The organism is Streptomyces pactum (assembly GCF_002005225.1).
Taxonomy (GTDB): domain Bacteria; phylum Actinomycetota; class Actinomycetes; order Streptomycetales; family Streptomycetaceae; genus Streptomyces; species Streptomyces pactum_A.
Genome location: NZ_CP019724.1, coordinates 4,926,781 through 4,941,672 on the forward strand (window position 1 = coordinate 4,926,781; position 14,892 = coordinate 4,941,672).

Sequence of the window (14,892 nt, forward strand, 5' to 3'; positions counted from 1 at the left end):
GGAACTCGATGTGTGCTGCATCACGTTCGAGTTGAATGAAGGCCAGTGAGCGAACCGACGTACCGTACGGCGGACGCAGCCTGCAGGGGGTCCAGGTGAGTGCTTCCCGGCGTAGTGGGACCACCGACGAGCTGGGGCCGGACGAGCCGGAGCAGCCCGAGCGGGACGGCGCGGACCTGTTGGCCGCGCTCCTCGACGGGATGGACGCCGCCCTGTGCGCCTTCGACGGCCAGGGCGTCGTCACGCATTGGAACCGCGAGGCGGAGCGGATCCTGGGCTGGACCGCGGCCGAGGCCGTGGGGCGGCAGGGCTTCGCCGGGTGGGCCGTGCGCCGGGCGGACGCCGGGGAGGTCGAGGAGCGGCTGCTGTCCGCGATGCGGGCCCCGGGGCGGCAGGTGCACGAGTTCGCGCTGCTCACCAAGGACGGCGGGCGGGTGCTGGTGCGCATGCAGTCCGCGGCCGTACGCGGTCCCGACGGCAGGCCCGCCGGGGTGTACTGCGCGTTCAGCGAGGTGCACACGCAGATCGACCTGGAGCGGTCCATCGCGCTGAGCGAGGCCCTGCTGGAGGACGCGAGCTGGGGCGTCGTCCTGGTGGACGTGGATCTGCGCCCCGCCGTCGTGAACGCCCACGCGGCGCGTGCGCTGGGCACCGGGCGTACGGCCGTACTGGGCCGGCCGCTCGGCGATCTGCTCGCCCAGGGCGTCGAGGAGCTGGAGAACGCGCTGACGCACGTGCTGGCGGAGGGCGCGCCGCCCGCGCCCGCCGAGGTCTGGGTGAGCGTGCGCACCAAGGAGGGTGAGCGGCGCCGGTGCTGGCGCAGCGGGTTCGTGCGGCTGGCCTCGCCGCTGGCGGAGGAGCCGGTGCCGCTGGGCGTCGGCTGGCTGTTCCAGGACGTCACGGAGAGCAAGCAGGCCGAGCAGGAGGCGGCGCTGCTGCGGTTCCGGGCCAATCAACTGCACCGGGCGGCGCGTGCGGCGGCCGAGTGCGAGGACCCGGCGGAGGCGGCGGTCGTCCACCTGGACTTCGCGCTCGCCGGGTTCGCCGACCACGCCCTGATCGACCGGGTCGTGGGCGGGGCGGTGACCGACACCGACGCGTCCGACCCGGTCCGGCTGGTCCGGGTCGCGGCCACGCCGTCCGGCGCGCCGGGGCCGAGCGTGCCGACCGGGACGACGGGGATGCCGGTGCGGTACGGCGAGGGGCATCCGGCGGTGCAGTGCGTGGAGCGGGCCGGCTCGGTGCGGGCCAGCGCGGGTGTCCGGGCGGTGCCGGCCGAGCGGGTGCGCGAGTGGGCCGCGGCCCGGCAGTGGCCGGCGGACACGGTGCACGGCCTGTGCGCGGTACTGCGCAGCCGGGGCCGGACGCTGGGCGTCGTCACGTTTCTGCGGGGCTCCGGACGGAGCGCCTTCGAGCGGTCCGACGCGATGTACGCCGAGGACGTGGCGGTCCGCATCGCGACGGCGCTGGACCTGGCGGGCGCGGTGGACGAGCGGTAGCGGGTGCCGGGGGGAGGGGCCGCCGGCGGTCCCGGCCCGTGCCGTACGGCCCGCTCAGCGGCGGTAGAAGATCCGGTCCCGGTACTGCTCCAGCACGCGCCCGTTCCACTCGTGGCCGCCGTCCACGTTGCCCGAGCGCAGCAGGGGCGGTTCGATGCCGCGGTCGGCGAGGGCGGCGGCCGCCGTGGCCATCACGGCCTGGAGGAGGGCGCTGGTGACGACCGTGGAAGCGGGTGCGAAGGGCACCGGGGCGGTGTCGAGGGTGAGCTCCGCGTCGCCGACGGCGATCTTGGAGTCCAGCACGATGTCGCAGTGGTCCTTGAGGAAGGTGCCGGAGGAGTGCCGCGACGTGGTCTCGGAGGCGTACGCCACCGAGGTCACGCCGATGACCCGCACCCCGAGCGCGCGGGCGTTCAGGGCCATCTCCACCGGCAGGGCGTTGCGGCCGGAGAGGGAGACGATCACCAGGGCGTCGCCCTCGCGCAGCGGCGAGGAGTCCAGTACGACGCTCGCGAGGCCGGCGACGCGCTCCAGCGCGGAGCCGAGGGTGGCCGGCATGACGTCCACGCCGACGACGCCGGGCACGGCGAGCAGGTTCATCAGGGCGAGCCCGCCGGCGCGGTAGACGACGTCCTGGGCGGCGAGGGACGAGTGACCGGCGCCGAAGGCGAAGAGCCGGCCGCCGTCCTGCACGGTGTCGGCGAGCAGCGTGCCGGCCGCCTCGACGGTGTCGGCCTCCTCGTCGCGGACCCGTCGCAGGAGGCCGATCGCGGCGTCGATGAACTGGCCGGCCGGCTTGCGGTCGCTCATGCGGGGCCCCTTCGGTGTGGCTGCGTCGCGGATCACGGTGCGGTCTGGACCAGTGTGGTGTCAATACGGCGTCGGCCCCGCCGCGGTGAGCCGCGCGGGCGGGTTTCCGCGGCGAGGCACGGTTGTCGGTGGTATGCGTCAGAATTGACTTCAGGGCCAGCGCACGCGCCGGTGGGCCGTAGCCTCCGGCAATCTCATCAAGGGGCACGTATGTCCGGACTGATCGACACCACGGAGATGTATCTCCGCACCATCCTCGAGCTGGAGGAGGAAGGTGTGGTCCCGATGCGCGCCCGGATCGCCGAGCGGCTCGACCAGAGCGGCCCGACGGTCAGCCAGACGGTGGCGCGGATGGAGCGCGACGGCCTGGTGTCCGTGGCGGCCGACCGGCACCTGGAGCTGACCGACGAGGGCCGTCGGCTGGCCACCCGCGTGATGCGCAAGCACCGGCTCGCGGAGTGCCTGCTCGTCGACGTGATCGGCCTGGAGTGGGAGCAGGTGCACGCCGAGGCCTGCCGCTGGGAGCACGTGATGAGCGAGGCCGTCGAGCGCCGCGTGCTGGAGCTGCTGCGCCACCCGACCGAGTCGCCGTACGGCAACCCGATCCCGGGCCTGGAGGAGCTGGGCGAGACGGACGGCGCCGACCCCTTCCTGGACGAGGGCATGGTGTCGCTGGCCGACCTGGACCCGGGGCCGGAGGGCAAGACGGTCGTCGTGCGCCGCATCGGCGAGCCGATCCAGACGGACGCGCAGCTCATGTACACGCTGCGCCGGGCGGGTGTGCAGCCCGGTTCGGTGGTGAGTGTGACGGAGTCGGCGGGCGGTGTGCTGGTGGGCAGCGGCGGAGAGGCGGCCGAGCTGGAGGCGGAGGTCGCCTCCCACGTGTTCGTCGCCAAGCGCTGAGCGTCCGCCGGACGGCAGGCGTCAACGTCCCGTCGCGCGGGAGGCGTTCGCGCCACCGAGCCGATCCCGTCGTTTCCGGATTTCCGTGAGCCGAACCGCAGCGCCCCGGCGCATCGCGTGCGAGGCTGTGGCGTGAGGCATATGACGTAAGGGGCTCCCGGCCGTGGTCCGACAGCGATGTCGGCCGGTCGGGGCCGGCCCCGACCGGAGAGGGGGAGTGGCGTGCCGGAGAGACGGAGAGGGCCCCGGCGCCGTGTGGCGCCGGGGCCTGTCCTCCCCTGTGCTGACCCGGAGCCCCGAGCTCTCAGGGTCAATCCCCTCGGACCGATTTCCCCGAGCGGTCCGCCTCCCGTTGAAGATCTCCCCTCGACGACGGCGATCAATCCCTGAGGGGTGTCACTCGAATGAGGGGTGTTGCTCGCCGGAACGGCCTTATCGAATGCAGATTCGATACTCTGCGGGCGGCGTCGATCGGTCGCGGACACACGACGGGTACGGCAAGGCACGGCAGGCAGGACACGGTTCACAGGACCGGCCGGCCCGCAGGGGCGGGCGGTGCGAGCGGAGCTTGGGGGTGCCAGGACCTATGGCGCGGCGCATCGACGTGAGGGGCGCGGGCGGCGTACGCCTCGCGGCCTGGGAGTTCGGCGACCCTCCCAAGACCGCCCGGACGCGGGACGGGGCGTACGAGGGGACGCGGGACGGGGCGTACGGGGGGACGCACGACCCGGCGCACGACGCGGCCGGTCACCTCCCGGGTGTGCTGTTACTGCACGGCCTGATGGGCCGGGCCTCGCACTGGGCACCCACCGCCCGCTGGCTCTCCGCCCGTCACCGGGCCGTCGCCCTCGACCAGCGCGGCCACGGCCGCAGCGACAAGCCCCCGCGGGCCGCCTACACCCGGGAGGCCTACGTCGAGGACGTCGAGGCCGCCCTCGAACAGCTCGGTCTCGGCCCCGCCGTGCTGATCGGCCACGCCATGGGCGCGCTGACCGCCTGGCAGCTCGCCGCCAAACGCCCCGACCTGGTCCGCGGCCTGATCATCTGCGACATGCGGGCCTCCGCCCTCGGCGCCGCCTCCCAGCACACCTGGACCGAGTGGTTCCGTGCCTGGCCGGTCCCCTTCGCCACGCTCGCGGACGTACGCAAGTGGTTCGGCGAGGACGACCCGTGGGTGGAGCGCCCGAACCCGGCCCGGGGCGAGTTCTACGCCGAGGTGATGGCCGAGTCCCCGGACGGCTGGCGGCCCGTCTTCGAGCCGGAGCAGATGCTCAGGTCCCGCGAGACCTGGGTCTACGACGCCCACTGGGAGGAGCTGGCCCAGGTGCGCTGCCCGACCCTGGTCGTGCGCGGTCTGGACGGCGAGCTGGGCCGCGCCGAGGCGCAGGAGATGGTCCGGGTACTGCCGCACGGCCAGTACGCGGAGGTCGCCGACGCCGGCCACCTCGTCCACTATGACCAGCCGGAGGCGTGGCGGGCGGCCATCGAGCCCTTCCTGGACACCCTCAGGGAGAGCTGACCGGCCCGCGCCCCGGTCCGGTGGTCAGCCCCTGCTGACCGCCGTGAGGATCTCCGGCAGCCGCTCCGCCGTGCGCGGGGCGGCCAGCCGCAGACCGAGCGCCGTCAGCACCGCGCCGTACCCGGCGCCCACCGGGAGCAACAGGGGACCCGGGCCGCCGCCCTCGCGCACGTTCACCCAGATCGTCAGCGCGATCACGGGCGCGCACAGCAGGGCCGCGCCGACCATGCCGCCGAGGATCGAGATCCAGGCCAGCCCGGCCTGGCCCGGGGCGACGTTCTTGTACCCCTCCTGCGGGATGGAGTACGGGAAGCGCGCCGAGGTCCACGCGCCGGTCGCCAGCATCGCGCCGAGCAGCGCGAAGGACAGGCCCAGCGCCTCGGGCAGCGTCCGCCAGTCGTCGAGTACGGCGGCGGTCAGGACGGTGACGAGGGTGGCGTACGGCAGCGTGATCAGCAGCAGGGCCAGCGCGCGGGCGCGCAGCTCGACGTAGGCGTCCCGGGTCGAGGAGATCGTCATCGCGACCATCCAGAACGCGGACGTGTCCTGCCCGAACTGGTTGTACATCTGGATGCCGAGCATCCCGGCGGCGAAGCAGGAGAAGTAGACCGAGCCGGTGCCCTGCCAGGCGTTGAACACGGGCACGATGAGCCCGATGGCGAGCGCGGTCACCCAGGCAGCCTTGGTCTTGGGGTCGCGCCACACGTAGCGCAGCGTGCGCTCCATGGTGGTGCCGGTGCGGCCCGCGGGCAGCAGCCGGGCGAGCCCCGCCGAGCCGCGCTCGCGCACCGGCCGGGTGTCGCTCTGGAGGGTGGACCCGTCGGGCGTGGTCATCAGCCGCGTCAGGTGGCGCTCCCACACCCACAGCAGCAGCACCAGGGCCGCCGCGGTCAGCGCCAGTTGGGCGAGCGCGACGCCGTACGCCCCGTCGCTCGCCGCGTCCATGGCGCCGACCGCCGTCGCGGGCGGCACCCAGCGCAGTACGCCGGCCGCCGGGTCGAGCTGCTCGAGCCCCGACGAGCCCAGCCGCTGCACGCCGAAGTTGACGAGCTGCGCCCCGACCGCGACGACCAGTCCGCTCAGCACCGCGAGGTCGCGCCCCTTGCGGCTGGTCAGCAGCCGCACGTTGGCGGCGGCCACGGCCCGGGCGAGGGTCACGCACACCAGCAGCGCGAGTACGGCACCGACGACGCCGACGGCGTACGCCGCCCCGCCGTGCGCCACCGCGACCACGGAACCGGCGAACAGGCACAGCGTGAACAGCGGCCCGATACCCACCAGCGACGCGGTGAGCAGGGCCCGGACCAGCGGGCGGGGCCGCAGCGGCAGCATCACCAGCCGGGTCGGGTCGAGCGTCTCGTCGCCGCCGGGGAAGAACAGCGGCATCACCGCCCAGCCCAGGCCCAGCACGGCCGCCAGCAGGACGACGAGTGAGTCCACGTGCGCGTATCCGCGCAGCGCGACCAGGCCGGCCAACTGGAGCGCGGTGAAGAGCAGGACGAGGACGGCCGAGGCGATGTAGGCGGCCCGCCGTCCGCCGGACTGCCGCAGTCCGTTGCGCAGCAGGGACAGTTTCAACCGTACGAAGACCGACGTGACGGACGTGGCGGAAGCGGCAGAGGCGCCCGTCGTGCCCGCAGTGCCCGGTGTCACCGGTTCGGCCCGCGTGCTCATCGGGTCCCGCCGCCCAGCCAGTCCAGGTCGGACCCGGCGTCCCGGCCGCCGGCACCGACGAGTTCGAGGAACGCCTGCTGCAACGACGCCGACTCGCCGCGCACCTCGGCGAGCGTGCCGGTGGCGCGGATGCGGCCGGCGGCCATGACGGCCACCCAGTCGCACAGCGACTCCACCAGCTCCATGACGTGGGAGGAGAAGACGACGGTGGCTCCGGAGGCCGTGTAGCGCTCCAGTACGCCCCGGATCGTCTGGGCGGAGACCGGGTCGACGCCCTCGAACGGCTCGTCCAGGAAAAGCACTTCGGGATTGTGCAGCAGCGCGGCCGCCAGCCCGGTCTTCTTCCGCATGCCGGTCGAGTAGTCGACGACCAGTTGGTGCTGGGCCCCGGACAGGTCGAGCACGTCGAGCAACTGCGTGGCCCGCTTGTCCACCTCGGCTCCGGGCAGCCCGCGCAACCGGCCCGTGTAACCGAGGAGTTCCCGCCCCGACAGCCGCTCGAACAGTCGCAGTCCCTCGGGCAGCACCCCGATGCGGGCCTTGACCTCCGCCGGATCACGCCACACGTCGTGCCCGACGACCTCGACCGCCCCCTGGTCCGGCCTGAGCAGCCCGGTCACCATCGAGAGGGTGGTGGTCTTCCCGGCCCCGTTCGGCCCGACGAGCCCGATGAACTTGCCCGCGGGCAGCTCCAGATCGATCCCGCCCACGGCGACCTGCTGCCCGAACCGCTTCCACAGCCCCCGCACACGTACGGCGCTACCAGTCACCACGTCTCCCTCCGTCGAGTCGAACCCTACGGGGGCGGCGACGCCGATCAAGGGGTGGTGAAGGGGCGTTCCTGACGTTCCCTGCCGCACGCGTACGCCAACGGCGAGATCAACTCCTCCACGTCCGGCAGCCACCGGTTCGCCGGCGTGGGCCGGCACGCCCACTGCACGGCCCCCCGCGTCCCGTACCGCGTGGGCGGGGCGGCGACGTACGTGCCCTCGCCCAGCGCCGTCAGATCCAGGGACAGCGGCGACCACCCCAGCCGCCGCACGAGATCCGGCACCTTCACGGCGGCCCCCGGAAGGACGAGGAACCGCATCCGCCGGTCCGGCGTCAGCGTGACCGGCCCGAGGGTCAGCTCCATCCGCTCCATCCGGGCCAGGGCCAGGAACCCCGCGGTCTCGGGCACGTCGATCGCGTCGAACGTCCGCCCCGTGGGCAGCAGGATCGACGCCGTCGGCTGCTTCTGCCACATCCGGCGGGCCACGGTCGCGCTGCCCGTCGCCTGCGTCGCCCAGTCCTCACGCGCCGGGTGAGCGCCCGGGGCGGCGCATCCGGGGTCCGCGCAGGAACAGCGCTGCACCCCGTCGGCGGCTTCCAGCCAGGTGCCGGGAAACACGTCCCAGTGGCGCTCCTCGGCATAGCGTACGGCGGTCTCCAGCAGCGACGCGCCGCGCTGCTGGGGGATCTGAGCGGCTTCGGTGCCGGGGATGGTCTCTTCCACGTGGAACTCAACTCCCGTGCTCACCGGGGGTTACGGGCGCCCGCCCGTCTCCCACCACCATGTTCCCGGCGAGAGCCGCCGGGTCCGCGCCTTCCCCTCTGCGCGGGGGAGGAGCATCGATTCCGCATCCGGGGCGCATGGGTGCATGTACGGGGGCGCGCGGGAGGAATCGCCGCGGGAGCTGGGTAGCCACGTCTGGGGCCGGCGTGGGCCGTTTCCCCGGCAATCCTCGCAAGCACTACAAGCTTCGCAAGTCTCGCATTGTCGGCACAACGACGGGGCATTGATCTTCCCGGCCGGATCTTTTCGTCCGCCGGGACAGCATCGAGACCGCATGAGACCGCATGGGGGTTACGCCATGGCCGCAAGGCCTCTCGTCGCGCGGCAGCCGAACGAACGACTGCAGGCGCTCATTCAGGAAGCGGGCTGCTCGAACGCGGGCCTGGCCCGCCGGGTCAACGTGTGCGGGGTCGAGCACGGTCTCGACCTGCGGTACGACAAGACGTCGGTGGCCCGCTGGCTGCGGGGGCAGCAACCCCGGGGCCGGGCACCGGCGATCATCGCCGAGGCGCTCGGACGCAAGCTCGGCCGCACGGTCACCATCGACGAGATCGGCATGGCCAACGGCAAGAACCTCGCGTCGGGCGTCGGCCTCCAGTTCTCGCCGACGGTACTGGGGGCCATCGAGCAGGTCTGCGAGCTGTGGCGCAGCGACGTGGGACGCCGGGACTTCCTGTCCGGCTCCTCCGTCGCCGCGTCCGCGCTCGTCGAGCCCAGCCGCGACTGGCTGATCTCCGCCCCCGACTCGCAGGTGTCGCGCGCGGCCGGGCCCCGGGTGGGCCGGTCCGACGTGGCGGCGGTGCGGGCGATGACGCAGGCGCTGGTGGACCTGGACCACCAGTACGGCAGCGGGCACGTGCGCCCGGTCGTCGTGCACTACCTGAACAGCGTCGTCTCCGGCCTGCTCGCGGGCTCGTACCGGGAGGCGGTGGGGCGGGAGCTGTTCGCCACGGTCGCCCGGCTGACGGAACTGGCCGGATACATGGCCGTCGACACGGGGCAGCCCGGCCTCGCTCAGCGGTACTACATCCAGTCGCTGCGGCTGGCGCAGGCGGCCGGGGACCGCGGCTACGGCGGGTACGTCCTCGCCGCGTCCATGAGCCACCTGGCCGCGCAGCTCGGGAACCCGCGCGAGATCGCGCAGTTGGCGCGCGCGGCGCAGGAGGGGGCGCGCGGGCGGGTGACCCCGCGAGCGGAGGCGATGTTCCACGCGGCCGAGGCCCGCGGCCACGCCCTGCTGGGCGACGTACGGGCGGCCCATACGGCGGCCGGGCGGGCGGTCGGCGCGATGGAGACGGCCGATCCGGCCTCCGGGGACGACCCGGTGTGGATCGCGCACTTCGACGGGGCCTACCTGGCGGACGAGTTGGCCCACTGCCACCGGGACCTCGGGCAGGCCGACGCGGCGGCACGGTACGCGCGCCAGTCCCTCGACGGGCATCCTGAGTCGCGGGCCCGCAGGCGGGCCATCGGCCACGTGCTGCTCGCCACCGCGCAGGTGCAGCAGCGCGAGGTCGAACAGGCCTGCAACACCGCGACGAAGGCCGTGGAGCTCCTGGAGACGCTGCGCTCGAACCGGGGCGCCGAGTACCTGGAGGACTTCCAGGCGCGGCTGGAGCCGTACCGGGCGGAGGCGGTGGTGCGGGAGTTCGGGGCGCGGCTCGACCTGCAGGCCGCCGCGTGAACGAACGGGCCGCGCACGCGTGAACGGCGCGGAAACTCCGCCACGGTGAGCGGGAAGTGTCGTGAACAGCGTGCCGCGGTCCGGTTTTGTTACTGCGGTCACAGGGAAGGAGTGCGCGCCCGGTGCTGCGTGGCAGCGGGCTCCGGGGACCCGGTAGCGTGAGCCGACGATTCCGAAGGTCCCCCATTCGTAGGAGTCTTGGTGACGCAGAGTGGACAGGGCGAGGAGCCCTCGGCGCGGCAAGCGCACGAAGGCATCGTGCTGCCCTCGGACGGCGGCGAGCCCTTGCTGCCGGGCCCGGCGGGCGGATCCGCCGGGCCGCAGGCCGGCCGGCCCGCGCCCGCCTCGGCGCCGCCCGGCGGCCAGGCCTGGGACCGGCCGTGGGGGCCCGAGCAGCAGCAGAGCCCGTCCCAGGACCAGAGCTGGCCCACGCCGCCCGGAGCCCAGCCCTGGGGGTCCCAGGAGGCCGGGCACCCGCCCGCCCAGCCGGCCGACCCGCACGCCTGGCCCGCGCCGAGCGGCCCGGCACAGGCCCCCGGCGTCCTGCCGCCCCAGGCGGGGCCGGGCCCGCTGCCCCCGGAGGGCGCGCAGGCCCCGGCGTACGGCGGACCGGCCGACGGCCGGGCGTACGGCGCGCGGTCGCCGTACGGTCAGCACGGCCAGGAGTCCACGCCGCAGTCGCACGCGTCGCAGCAGCCGCACCAGTCGCAGCAGCAGCCGCACCAGTCGCATGAGCCGTACGGGCACCAGCCGCCCGCGCCCTATCCGCAGCCGTATCAGTCGCACGGTCAGCAGTCGCACGGTCAGCAGTCGCACGGTCAGCAGCCGTACGGTCAGCAGTCCTACGGTCAGCAGTCTTACGGCCACCAGCCGCCCGCGCCGCAGTCGGACCAGCCGCCCGCGCCCGCCGACGAGGGGGCCACCCAGTACCTCCCGCCGGTCGGGGTGCCCGCCGACGAGGGCGCGACGCAGTACATACCTCCCGTGGCCCCCGGGGCGCTGCCTCCGGAGAGACCCGCCCAGTCGCACGCCGAGTCGACGCGGTTCCTCGGCCGGGCACCGCAGTACCCCGCGCAGCCCGCGACCGGGCACCAGCCCGCCCCCGCCGCGCCCGCCCCCGACCCCGACGCCGAGGCCACCCAGTTCATCGCGCCCGTGCCCGGCGGCCCCGCCCCGGCCCCGTTCGGTGCCGCGCCCGGCGGTGACGAGGAGCGGCAGCCGCCCGCCGAGTTCGACAACCTCTTCCGCGGCGCGCCGGGCGCCGACGGCCAGGCTTCGGCCACCCAGCAGATGCCCCGCTTCGACGAGCCGCAGGCCCCGCGCCCCGGCGGCCGGCCCATGTACGCCCCGCAGGGCCCGGACGGCGGTGGCGGCGGCAGGCGGCGCGGGCACGACAGCGGCGGCGGCCGGGGCGGCCGCGGCGGGCGGAGCGGTTCGCGCCTGCCGCTCCTCGCGGCCGTGGGCGTCGGCATCGCCGTCGTCGGTGTCGGCGCCGGCGCGATGATGGCCGGCGGGGGCGGTGAGGAGGACAAGGGCGACAACCAGCCCGTGTCCGCCACGGCTCCGGCCTCCGAGTCCGCGTCGGCCTCCGCCTCGCCGTCCGTCGACCCGGTCCGGCAGCAGGCCGTCGAGCTGGACAAGCTGCTGGCCGAGAGCGGCACCGGACGGGCCACGGTGATCAGCGCCGTGGAGGACGTGAAGTCGTGCGACAACCTGTCCCAGGCGGCCAAGGACCTGCGCGACGCCGCCAAGCAGCGCACCGGGCTGGTCACCAGCCTCTCGAAACTGTCCGTGGACCAACTGCCGCGGCACACCGAGCTGACCACCGCCCTCACCAAGGCGTGGCAGGCCTCGGCGTCGGCCGACAACCACTACGCGGCCTGGGCCGACCAGACGGCCGGCAAGAAGGGCTGCAAGAAGGGCAAAGCCCGCACCACCGGCCAGCATCAGGCCGGGAACCGGGCGAGCGGCACGGCGAGCAAGCAGAAGGCCGAGGCCGCCAAGCTCTGGAACAGCATCGCCAAGAAGTACGGCCTGACGGAACGCGAACCGACCCAGCTATGACCCGCCCGGGCGGCGGATCAGGTCAGGCCCGGTCAGGCCCGGCCCGGCCAGGTCAGGCCCGGTCAGGCCCGGTCAGGTCTATGGCCCGGGTCAGGCCAGGTCGGCGTTCCGCAGGGTGCGGGTGGTGTCCACGGCGTCCTCGCTGGCCGACACCAGGCGGCCCCGCCGTACGACCTGGAGGGTGACCTCGGCGTTGACCAGGCGTGGGAAGCCGACCGACGCCAGCTTGTCCGCGAACTTCCACTGGAGGGGCGGGGTCAGTCCGCCCGTGCCGACCTTCAGGCCGTCGTCCAGGGCGCGGGTGAGGGTGTGGGCGCTGACCTCGCCGTCGCCGAGCGACTCGACGGCCGCCTTGAGGACGGTGTACGCGATCCAGGTGGTCTGCACCCCGGCGTCCGCCGCGTCGACGTCGTTGTCGCCGAACGCCTGCTCCTTGATCACCCGCTTCATCCCGCCCCAGGCCGGGTCGCTCACCGCCGGGTACCAGCCGGTGACGTACGCCCCCTCGTAGGGCCCGGACGCCCCGCCGCTCGCGTTCACCGTGGTCTGGTCGACGCTGCCGAGCACCGTCGCGGTGCGCACCTCGGGGTAGTCCTCGCGGGCGCGCCGGAAGGAGTCCATGAAGGTGCCGGTGCGGTCCCCGAGGACCGGCACCACGCACCCCGGTTCCGCCGGGTCGGTGGTCGTCCGCTCCAGTGCCCGCTGGGACTGTCCGTCGTACGCGGTGGCGTCCTCCGCCGCACGCTGGTCCCGGGCCCGCTCGTGCCCGCCCGTGGTCAGTCCCGAGTCGAGCAGCACGGGCAACTGGTCGCCCGCGATGGTGTCGGGCCGGATGAGCGTGACGGGCCCGCAGGAGTCGGCGAGCGCGCTGCCGAGGCCGGCGAGCAGGGCGGGCTGCCCGCCGTTGACCGGGTAGGACAGCGGGCTGGTGAACTCCGTGTTGGTGATGCCGTAGCCGCCGATGTACGGGATCCCGGCGCCCTCCAGCACGGGGAAGAACGAGTCGGCGTGCTGGCTGTACGAGCCGACGACGGCGACCGCGTTCTCCTTGACGGCGCGGCGGGCGCACTTCGCGGCGGTGATGCCGTCGTTGTGTTCGTTGCAGGTCAGGACGTTGAGCTTGCGGCCGCCGAGGCCGCCCCGGTCGTTGATCCAGCGGGCGTATGCCTGCGCGAAGGCGGGCATGCCCGGCTTGTTGGTCGCGCCGGTGTCCTGCGGCGCCCAGGTCATGACGGTGATCGGGTCGTCCCCGGATCCCCCCGTGCTCCCGGGGACGACCCCGCAGCCGGCGGCGAGCGACGCACACGCCACCAGGGCGCCCGCGGCGAGAGCGCCGGTGCGGGTGGCCCGGGAGCGGCCGCTCGGACCGCGGAGGAAGGTGCTGCGGGTGGGTCGCCTGCCGGTCATGTATCCGCACGATTCCGTCACGCGGCTAACCTGGAAGTGACCTGCGGTCAACGCGTGGTGACACGCGGGTGAATTGCGGGGGCAGGTGAGGCACCGATGGAGGGGAACGTACGATCGATGACCGTGCAAGGTTCGGAGAACTCTTCCCGTCGCGGCCGTCGCTCCACCACCATGGGCGGCATGCCCCTCAACGACATGCCGTGGTGGCGCTGGCGCAGCAATGTGCGCTCCGCGCTGCACATGCTCTCCGCCCCCGCCTTCCAGCGGGACGTCTGGCTGGCCGGTGTGGACGGCTACGGCGACGTCACCGACGCGGTGTACCGGCTGGTGGAGGACACCTGGCTGGATCACTGGTCCGCCGAGAAGTACGTGGGCACGGTCTTCCGTGACTCGCAGGAGGCGGCGCTCGTCGACAGCGCCGTACTGCGGGTACTGCGGATCATGCACCAGGTGGGGCCGGACGCGCCCGTGCACGCCTACCTCGACCACCCGGACTGGCCCGAGGCGGTGCGGGCGGCGCGCGACGCGCACGTGCGGCTGGCCACCAGTGACGGCGAGGACCCGGAGGCGGAGCCGCGCACGCTCGAGGTGCTGCAGATCCTGACCCGGTCCGCCTGACGGGACGCCCGCCGGGAGCGGCCCCGGATGTGGGACCCTGTCTCGCATGAACGAGCAGTCCTCCGCGGCCGTCCCCCAGGCCGCCGCCCAGGCCGACCAGTACGTCCTCACCCTGTCCTGCCCCGACAAGCAGGGCATCGTGCACGCCGTGTCGAGCTACCTGTTCATGACCGGCTGCAACATCGAGGACAGCCAGCAGTTCGGCGACCACGACACGGGACTGTTCTTCATGCGCGTCCACTTCTCGGCCGACGAGCCGGTGACCGTGGACAAGCTGCGCGCCAGCTTCACGGCGATCGGTGACGCCTTCCACATGGACTGGCAGATCAACCGGGCCGACGAGAAGATGCGCGTCGTGCTCATGGTCAGCAGGTTCGGGCACTGCCTGAACGACCTGCTCTTCCGGGCGCGGATCGGCGCGCTGCCCGTGGAGATCGCGGCCGTGGTGTCCAACCACACCGACTTCGCCGAGCTGGTGGGGTCCTACGGCATCCCGTTCCACCACATCCCCGTGACGAAGGACACCAAGGCCCAGGCCGAGGCGCGCGTCCTGGAGATCGTGCGCGAGGAGAACGTCGAGCTGGTCGTGCTGGCCCGCTACATGCAGGTCCTCTCGGACGACCTGTGCAAGCAGCTCAGCGGCCGGATCATCAACATCCACCACTCCTTCCTGCCGAGCTTCAAGGGCGCGAAGCCGTACCACCAGGCGCACGCGCGAGGCGTGAAGCTGATCGGCGCGACCGCGCACTACGTGACGGCCGACCTCGACGAGGGGCCGATCATCGAGCAGGAGGTCGAGCGGGTCGGCCACGACGTCACGCCGGACCAGTTGGTCGCGGTGGGGCGGGACGTGGAGTGCCAGGCGCTGGCGCGGGCCGTGAAGTGGCACGCGGAGCGGAGGATTCTGCTGAACGGACGGCGGACGGTGGTCTTCGCCTAGCGGCTCGGGGGGCGTTCGGCCGGTGGTCTTCGCCCAGCGGCTCGGGGGCGTTCGGTTCCGCGGGCGGCCGCGGGCCGTCGTCGGCCGGTCGCGCGGTTCGCCGTGCCCCTGAGGGGCGTTCACCACGCGTCCCCAGTGGGGCGTTCACTGCGCGTTCCCCGAGGGGCGCGGGGAACCGCGCGAGCGACCGCCCACCGCCCGCACCCGCCGGCGAACCGT

At 73.7% G+C, this 14,892-nt stretch carries 12 protein-coding genes; 7 read left to right on the top strand and 5 right to left on the bottom strand.

The genetic code is table 11. The features are described 5' to 3' along the window. The first annotated feature begins 95 nt into the window (after positions 1-95). The gene (locus tag B1H29_RS20985; protein WP_079160804.1) at positions 96-1,499 is read left to right on the top strand and encodes a PAS domain S-box protein; all 1,404 of its coding nucleotides are present in this window, start codon (positions 96-98) and stop codon (positions 1,497-1,499) included. Between the two features lie 54 nt (positions 1,500-1,553). Here B1H29_RS20985 and B1H29_RS20990 read toward each other — a convergent pair whose 3' ends face one another. Further along, entirely contained in the window at positions 1,554-2,309 is a 756-nt protein-coding gene (locus B1H29_RS20990; RefSeq protein ID WP_055417463.1) for an SIS domain-containing protein, read from the bottom strand. Positions 2,310-2,519: 210 nt separating this feature from the next. Here B1H29_RS20990 and B1H29_RS20995 point away from each other — a divergent pair, with 210 nt between their 5' ends. Both B1H29_RS20995 and B1H29_RS21000 read left to right on the top strand, forming a co-directional pair. Next, positions 2,520-3,212, top strand: coding sequence for a metal-dependent transcriptional regulator (locus B1H29_RS20995; protein ID WP_055417462.1), 693 nt, complete (start codon positions 2,520-2,522; stop codon positions 3,210-3,212). A gap of 586 nt (positions 3,213-3,798) precedes the next feature. Next, positions 3,799-4,731, top strand: coding sequence for an alpha/beta fold hydrolase (locus tag B1H29_RS21000; protein ID WP_055417461.1), 933 nt, complete (start codon positions 3,799-3,801; stop codon positions 4,729-4,731). Between the two features lie 24 nt (positions 4,732-4,755). Here the strand turns inward: B1H29_RS21000 and B1H29_RS21005 are convergent, their stop codons facing one another. The 3 genes from B1H29_RS21005 to B1H29_RS21015 are packed head-to-tail and all read right to left on the bottom strand — an operon-like array spanning position 4,756 to position 7,900. Further along, positions 4,756-6,405, bottom strand: coding sequence for a hypothetical protein (locus tag B1H29_RS21005; protein ID WP_055417460.1), 1,650 nt, complete (start codon positions 6,403-6,405; stop codon positions 4,756-4,758). Beyond that, complete coding sequence (locus B1H29_RS21010) at positions 6,402-7,178, bottom strand: ABC transporter ATP-binding protein (protein WP_199832299.1); 777 nt, start codon at positions 7,176-7,178, stop codon at positions 6,402-6,404. Before B1H29_RS21010 ends, B1H29_RS21005 begins: the two co-directional genes overlap by 4 nt. Positions 7,179-7,222: 44 nt before the next feature. Next, positions 7,223-7,900 (bottom strand): bifunctional DNA primase/polymerase, encoded by a 678-nt coding sequence (locus B1H29_RS21015; RefSeq protein WP_055417459.1) that lies wholly within the window; start codon positions 7,898-7,900, stop codon positions 7,223-7,225. Positions 7,901-8,258: 358 nt separating this feature from the next. Here B1H29_RS21015 and B1H29_RS21020 point away from each other — a divergent pair, with 358 nt between their 5' ends. Together B1H29_RS21020 and B1H29_RS21025 are read left to right on the top strand one after the other, a co-directional pair. Beyond that, the gene (locus tag B1H29_RS21020; RefSeq protein ID WP_055417458.1) at positions 8,259-9,644 is read left to right on the top strand and encodes a hypothetical protein; all 1,386 of its coding nucleotides are present in this window, start codon (positions 8,259-8,261) and stop codon (positions 9,642-9,644) included. Between the two features lie 201 nt (positions 9,645-9,845). Further along, on the top strand, positions 9,846-11,708 hold the full coding sequence (locus B1H29_RS21025; protein ID WP_055417457.1) for a hypothetical protein: 1,863 nt from the start codon (positions 9,846-9,848) through the stop codon (positions 11,706-11,708). A gap of 90 nt (positions 11,709-11,798) precedes the next feature. On the opposite strand, the gene B1H29_RS21030 is transcribed toward B1H29_RS21025, so the two are convergent. Beyond that, a complete protein-coding gene (locus B1H29_RS21030) occupies positions 11,799-13,115 on the bottom strand; it encodes an ABC transporter substrate-binding protein (RefSeq protein ID WP_055417456.1) in 1,317 nt (438 codons plus the stop codon). Positions 13,116-13,232: 117 nt separating this feature from the next. Between B1H29_RS21030 and B1H29_RS21035 the strand changes: the two genes are divergently transcribed. Together B1H29_RS21035 and purU are read left to right on the top strand one after the other, a co-directional pair. Further along, a complete protein-coding gene (locus B1H29_RS21035; protein ID WP_055417455.1) occupies positions 13,233-13,733 on the top strand; it encodes an SCO4402 family protein in 501 nt (166 codons plus the stop codon). 46 nt (positions 13,734-13,779) lie between these two features. After that, positions 13,780-14,673 carry a formyltetrahydrofolate deformylase gene (purU, locus tag B1H29_RS21040; RefSeq protein ID WP_055417454.1) on the top strand — a complete coding sequence of 298 codons (894 nt, stop codon included), beginning with the start codon at positions 13,780-13,782 and terminating at the stop codon, positions 14,671-14,673. The last annotated feature ends 219 nt before the right edge of the window (positions 14,674-14,892 follow it).

What these genes read in the sequence shown, in the direction of transcription:
- B1H29_RS20995 (WP_055417462.1), top strand. Translation starts at nt 2,520, where the DNA reads ATGTCCGGACTGATCGACACCACGGAGATGTATCTCCGCACCATCCTC.
- B1H29_RS21030 (WP_055417456.1), bottom strand. Translation starts at nt 13,115, where the DNA reads ATGACCGGCAGGCGACCCACCCGCAGCACCTTCCTCCGCGGTCCGAGC.
- B1H29_RS21020 (WP_055417458.1), top strand. Translation starts at nt 8,259, where the DNA reads ATGGCCGCAAGGCCTCTCGTCGCGCGGCAGCCGAACGAACGACTGCAG.
- B1H29_RS21005 (WP_055417460.1), bottom strand. Translation starts at nt 6,405, where the DNA reads ATGAGCACGCGGGCCGAACCGGTGACACCGGGCACTGCGGGCACGACG.
- purU (WP_055417454.1), top strand. Translation starts at nt 13,780, where the DNA reads ATGAACGAGCAGTCCTCCGCGGCCGTCCCCCAGGCCGCCGCCCAGGCC.
- B1H29_RS21000 (WP_055417461.1), top strand. Translation starts at nt 3,799, where the DNA reads ATGGCGCGGCGCATCGACGTGAGGGGCGCGGGCGGCGTACGCCTCGCG.
- B1H29_RS20990 (WP_055417463.1), bottom strand. Translation starts at nt 2,309, where the DNA reads ATGAGCGACCGCAAGCCGGCCGGCCAGTTCATCGACGCCGCGATCGGC.
- B1H29_RS21035 (WP_055417455.1), top strand. Translation starts at nt 13,233, where the DNA reads ATGACCGTGCAAGGTTCGGAGAACTCTTCCCGTCGCGGCCGTCGCTCC.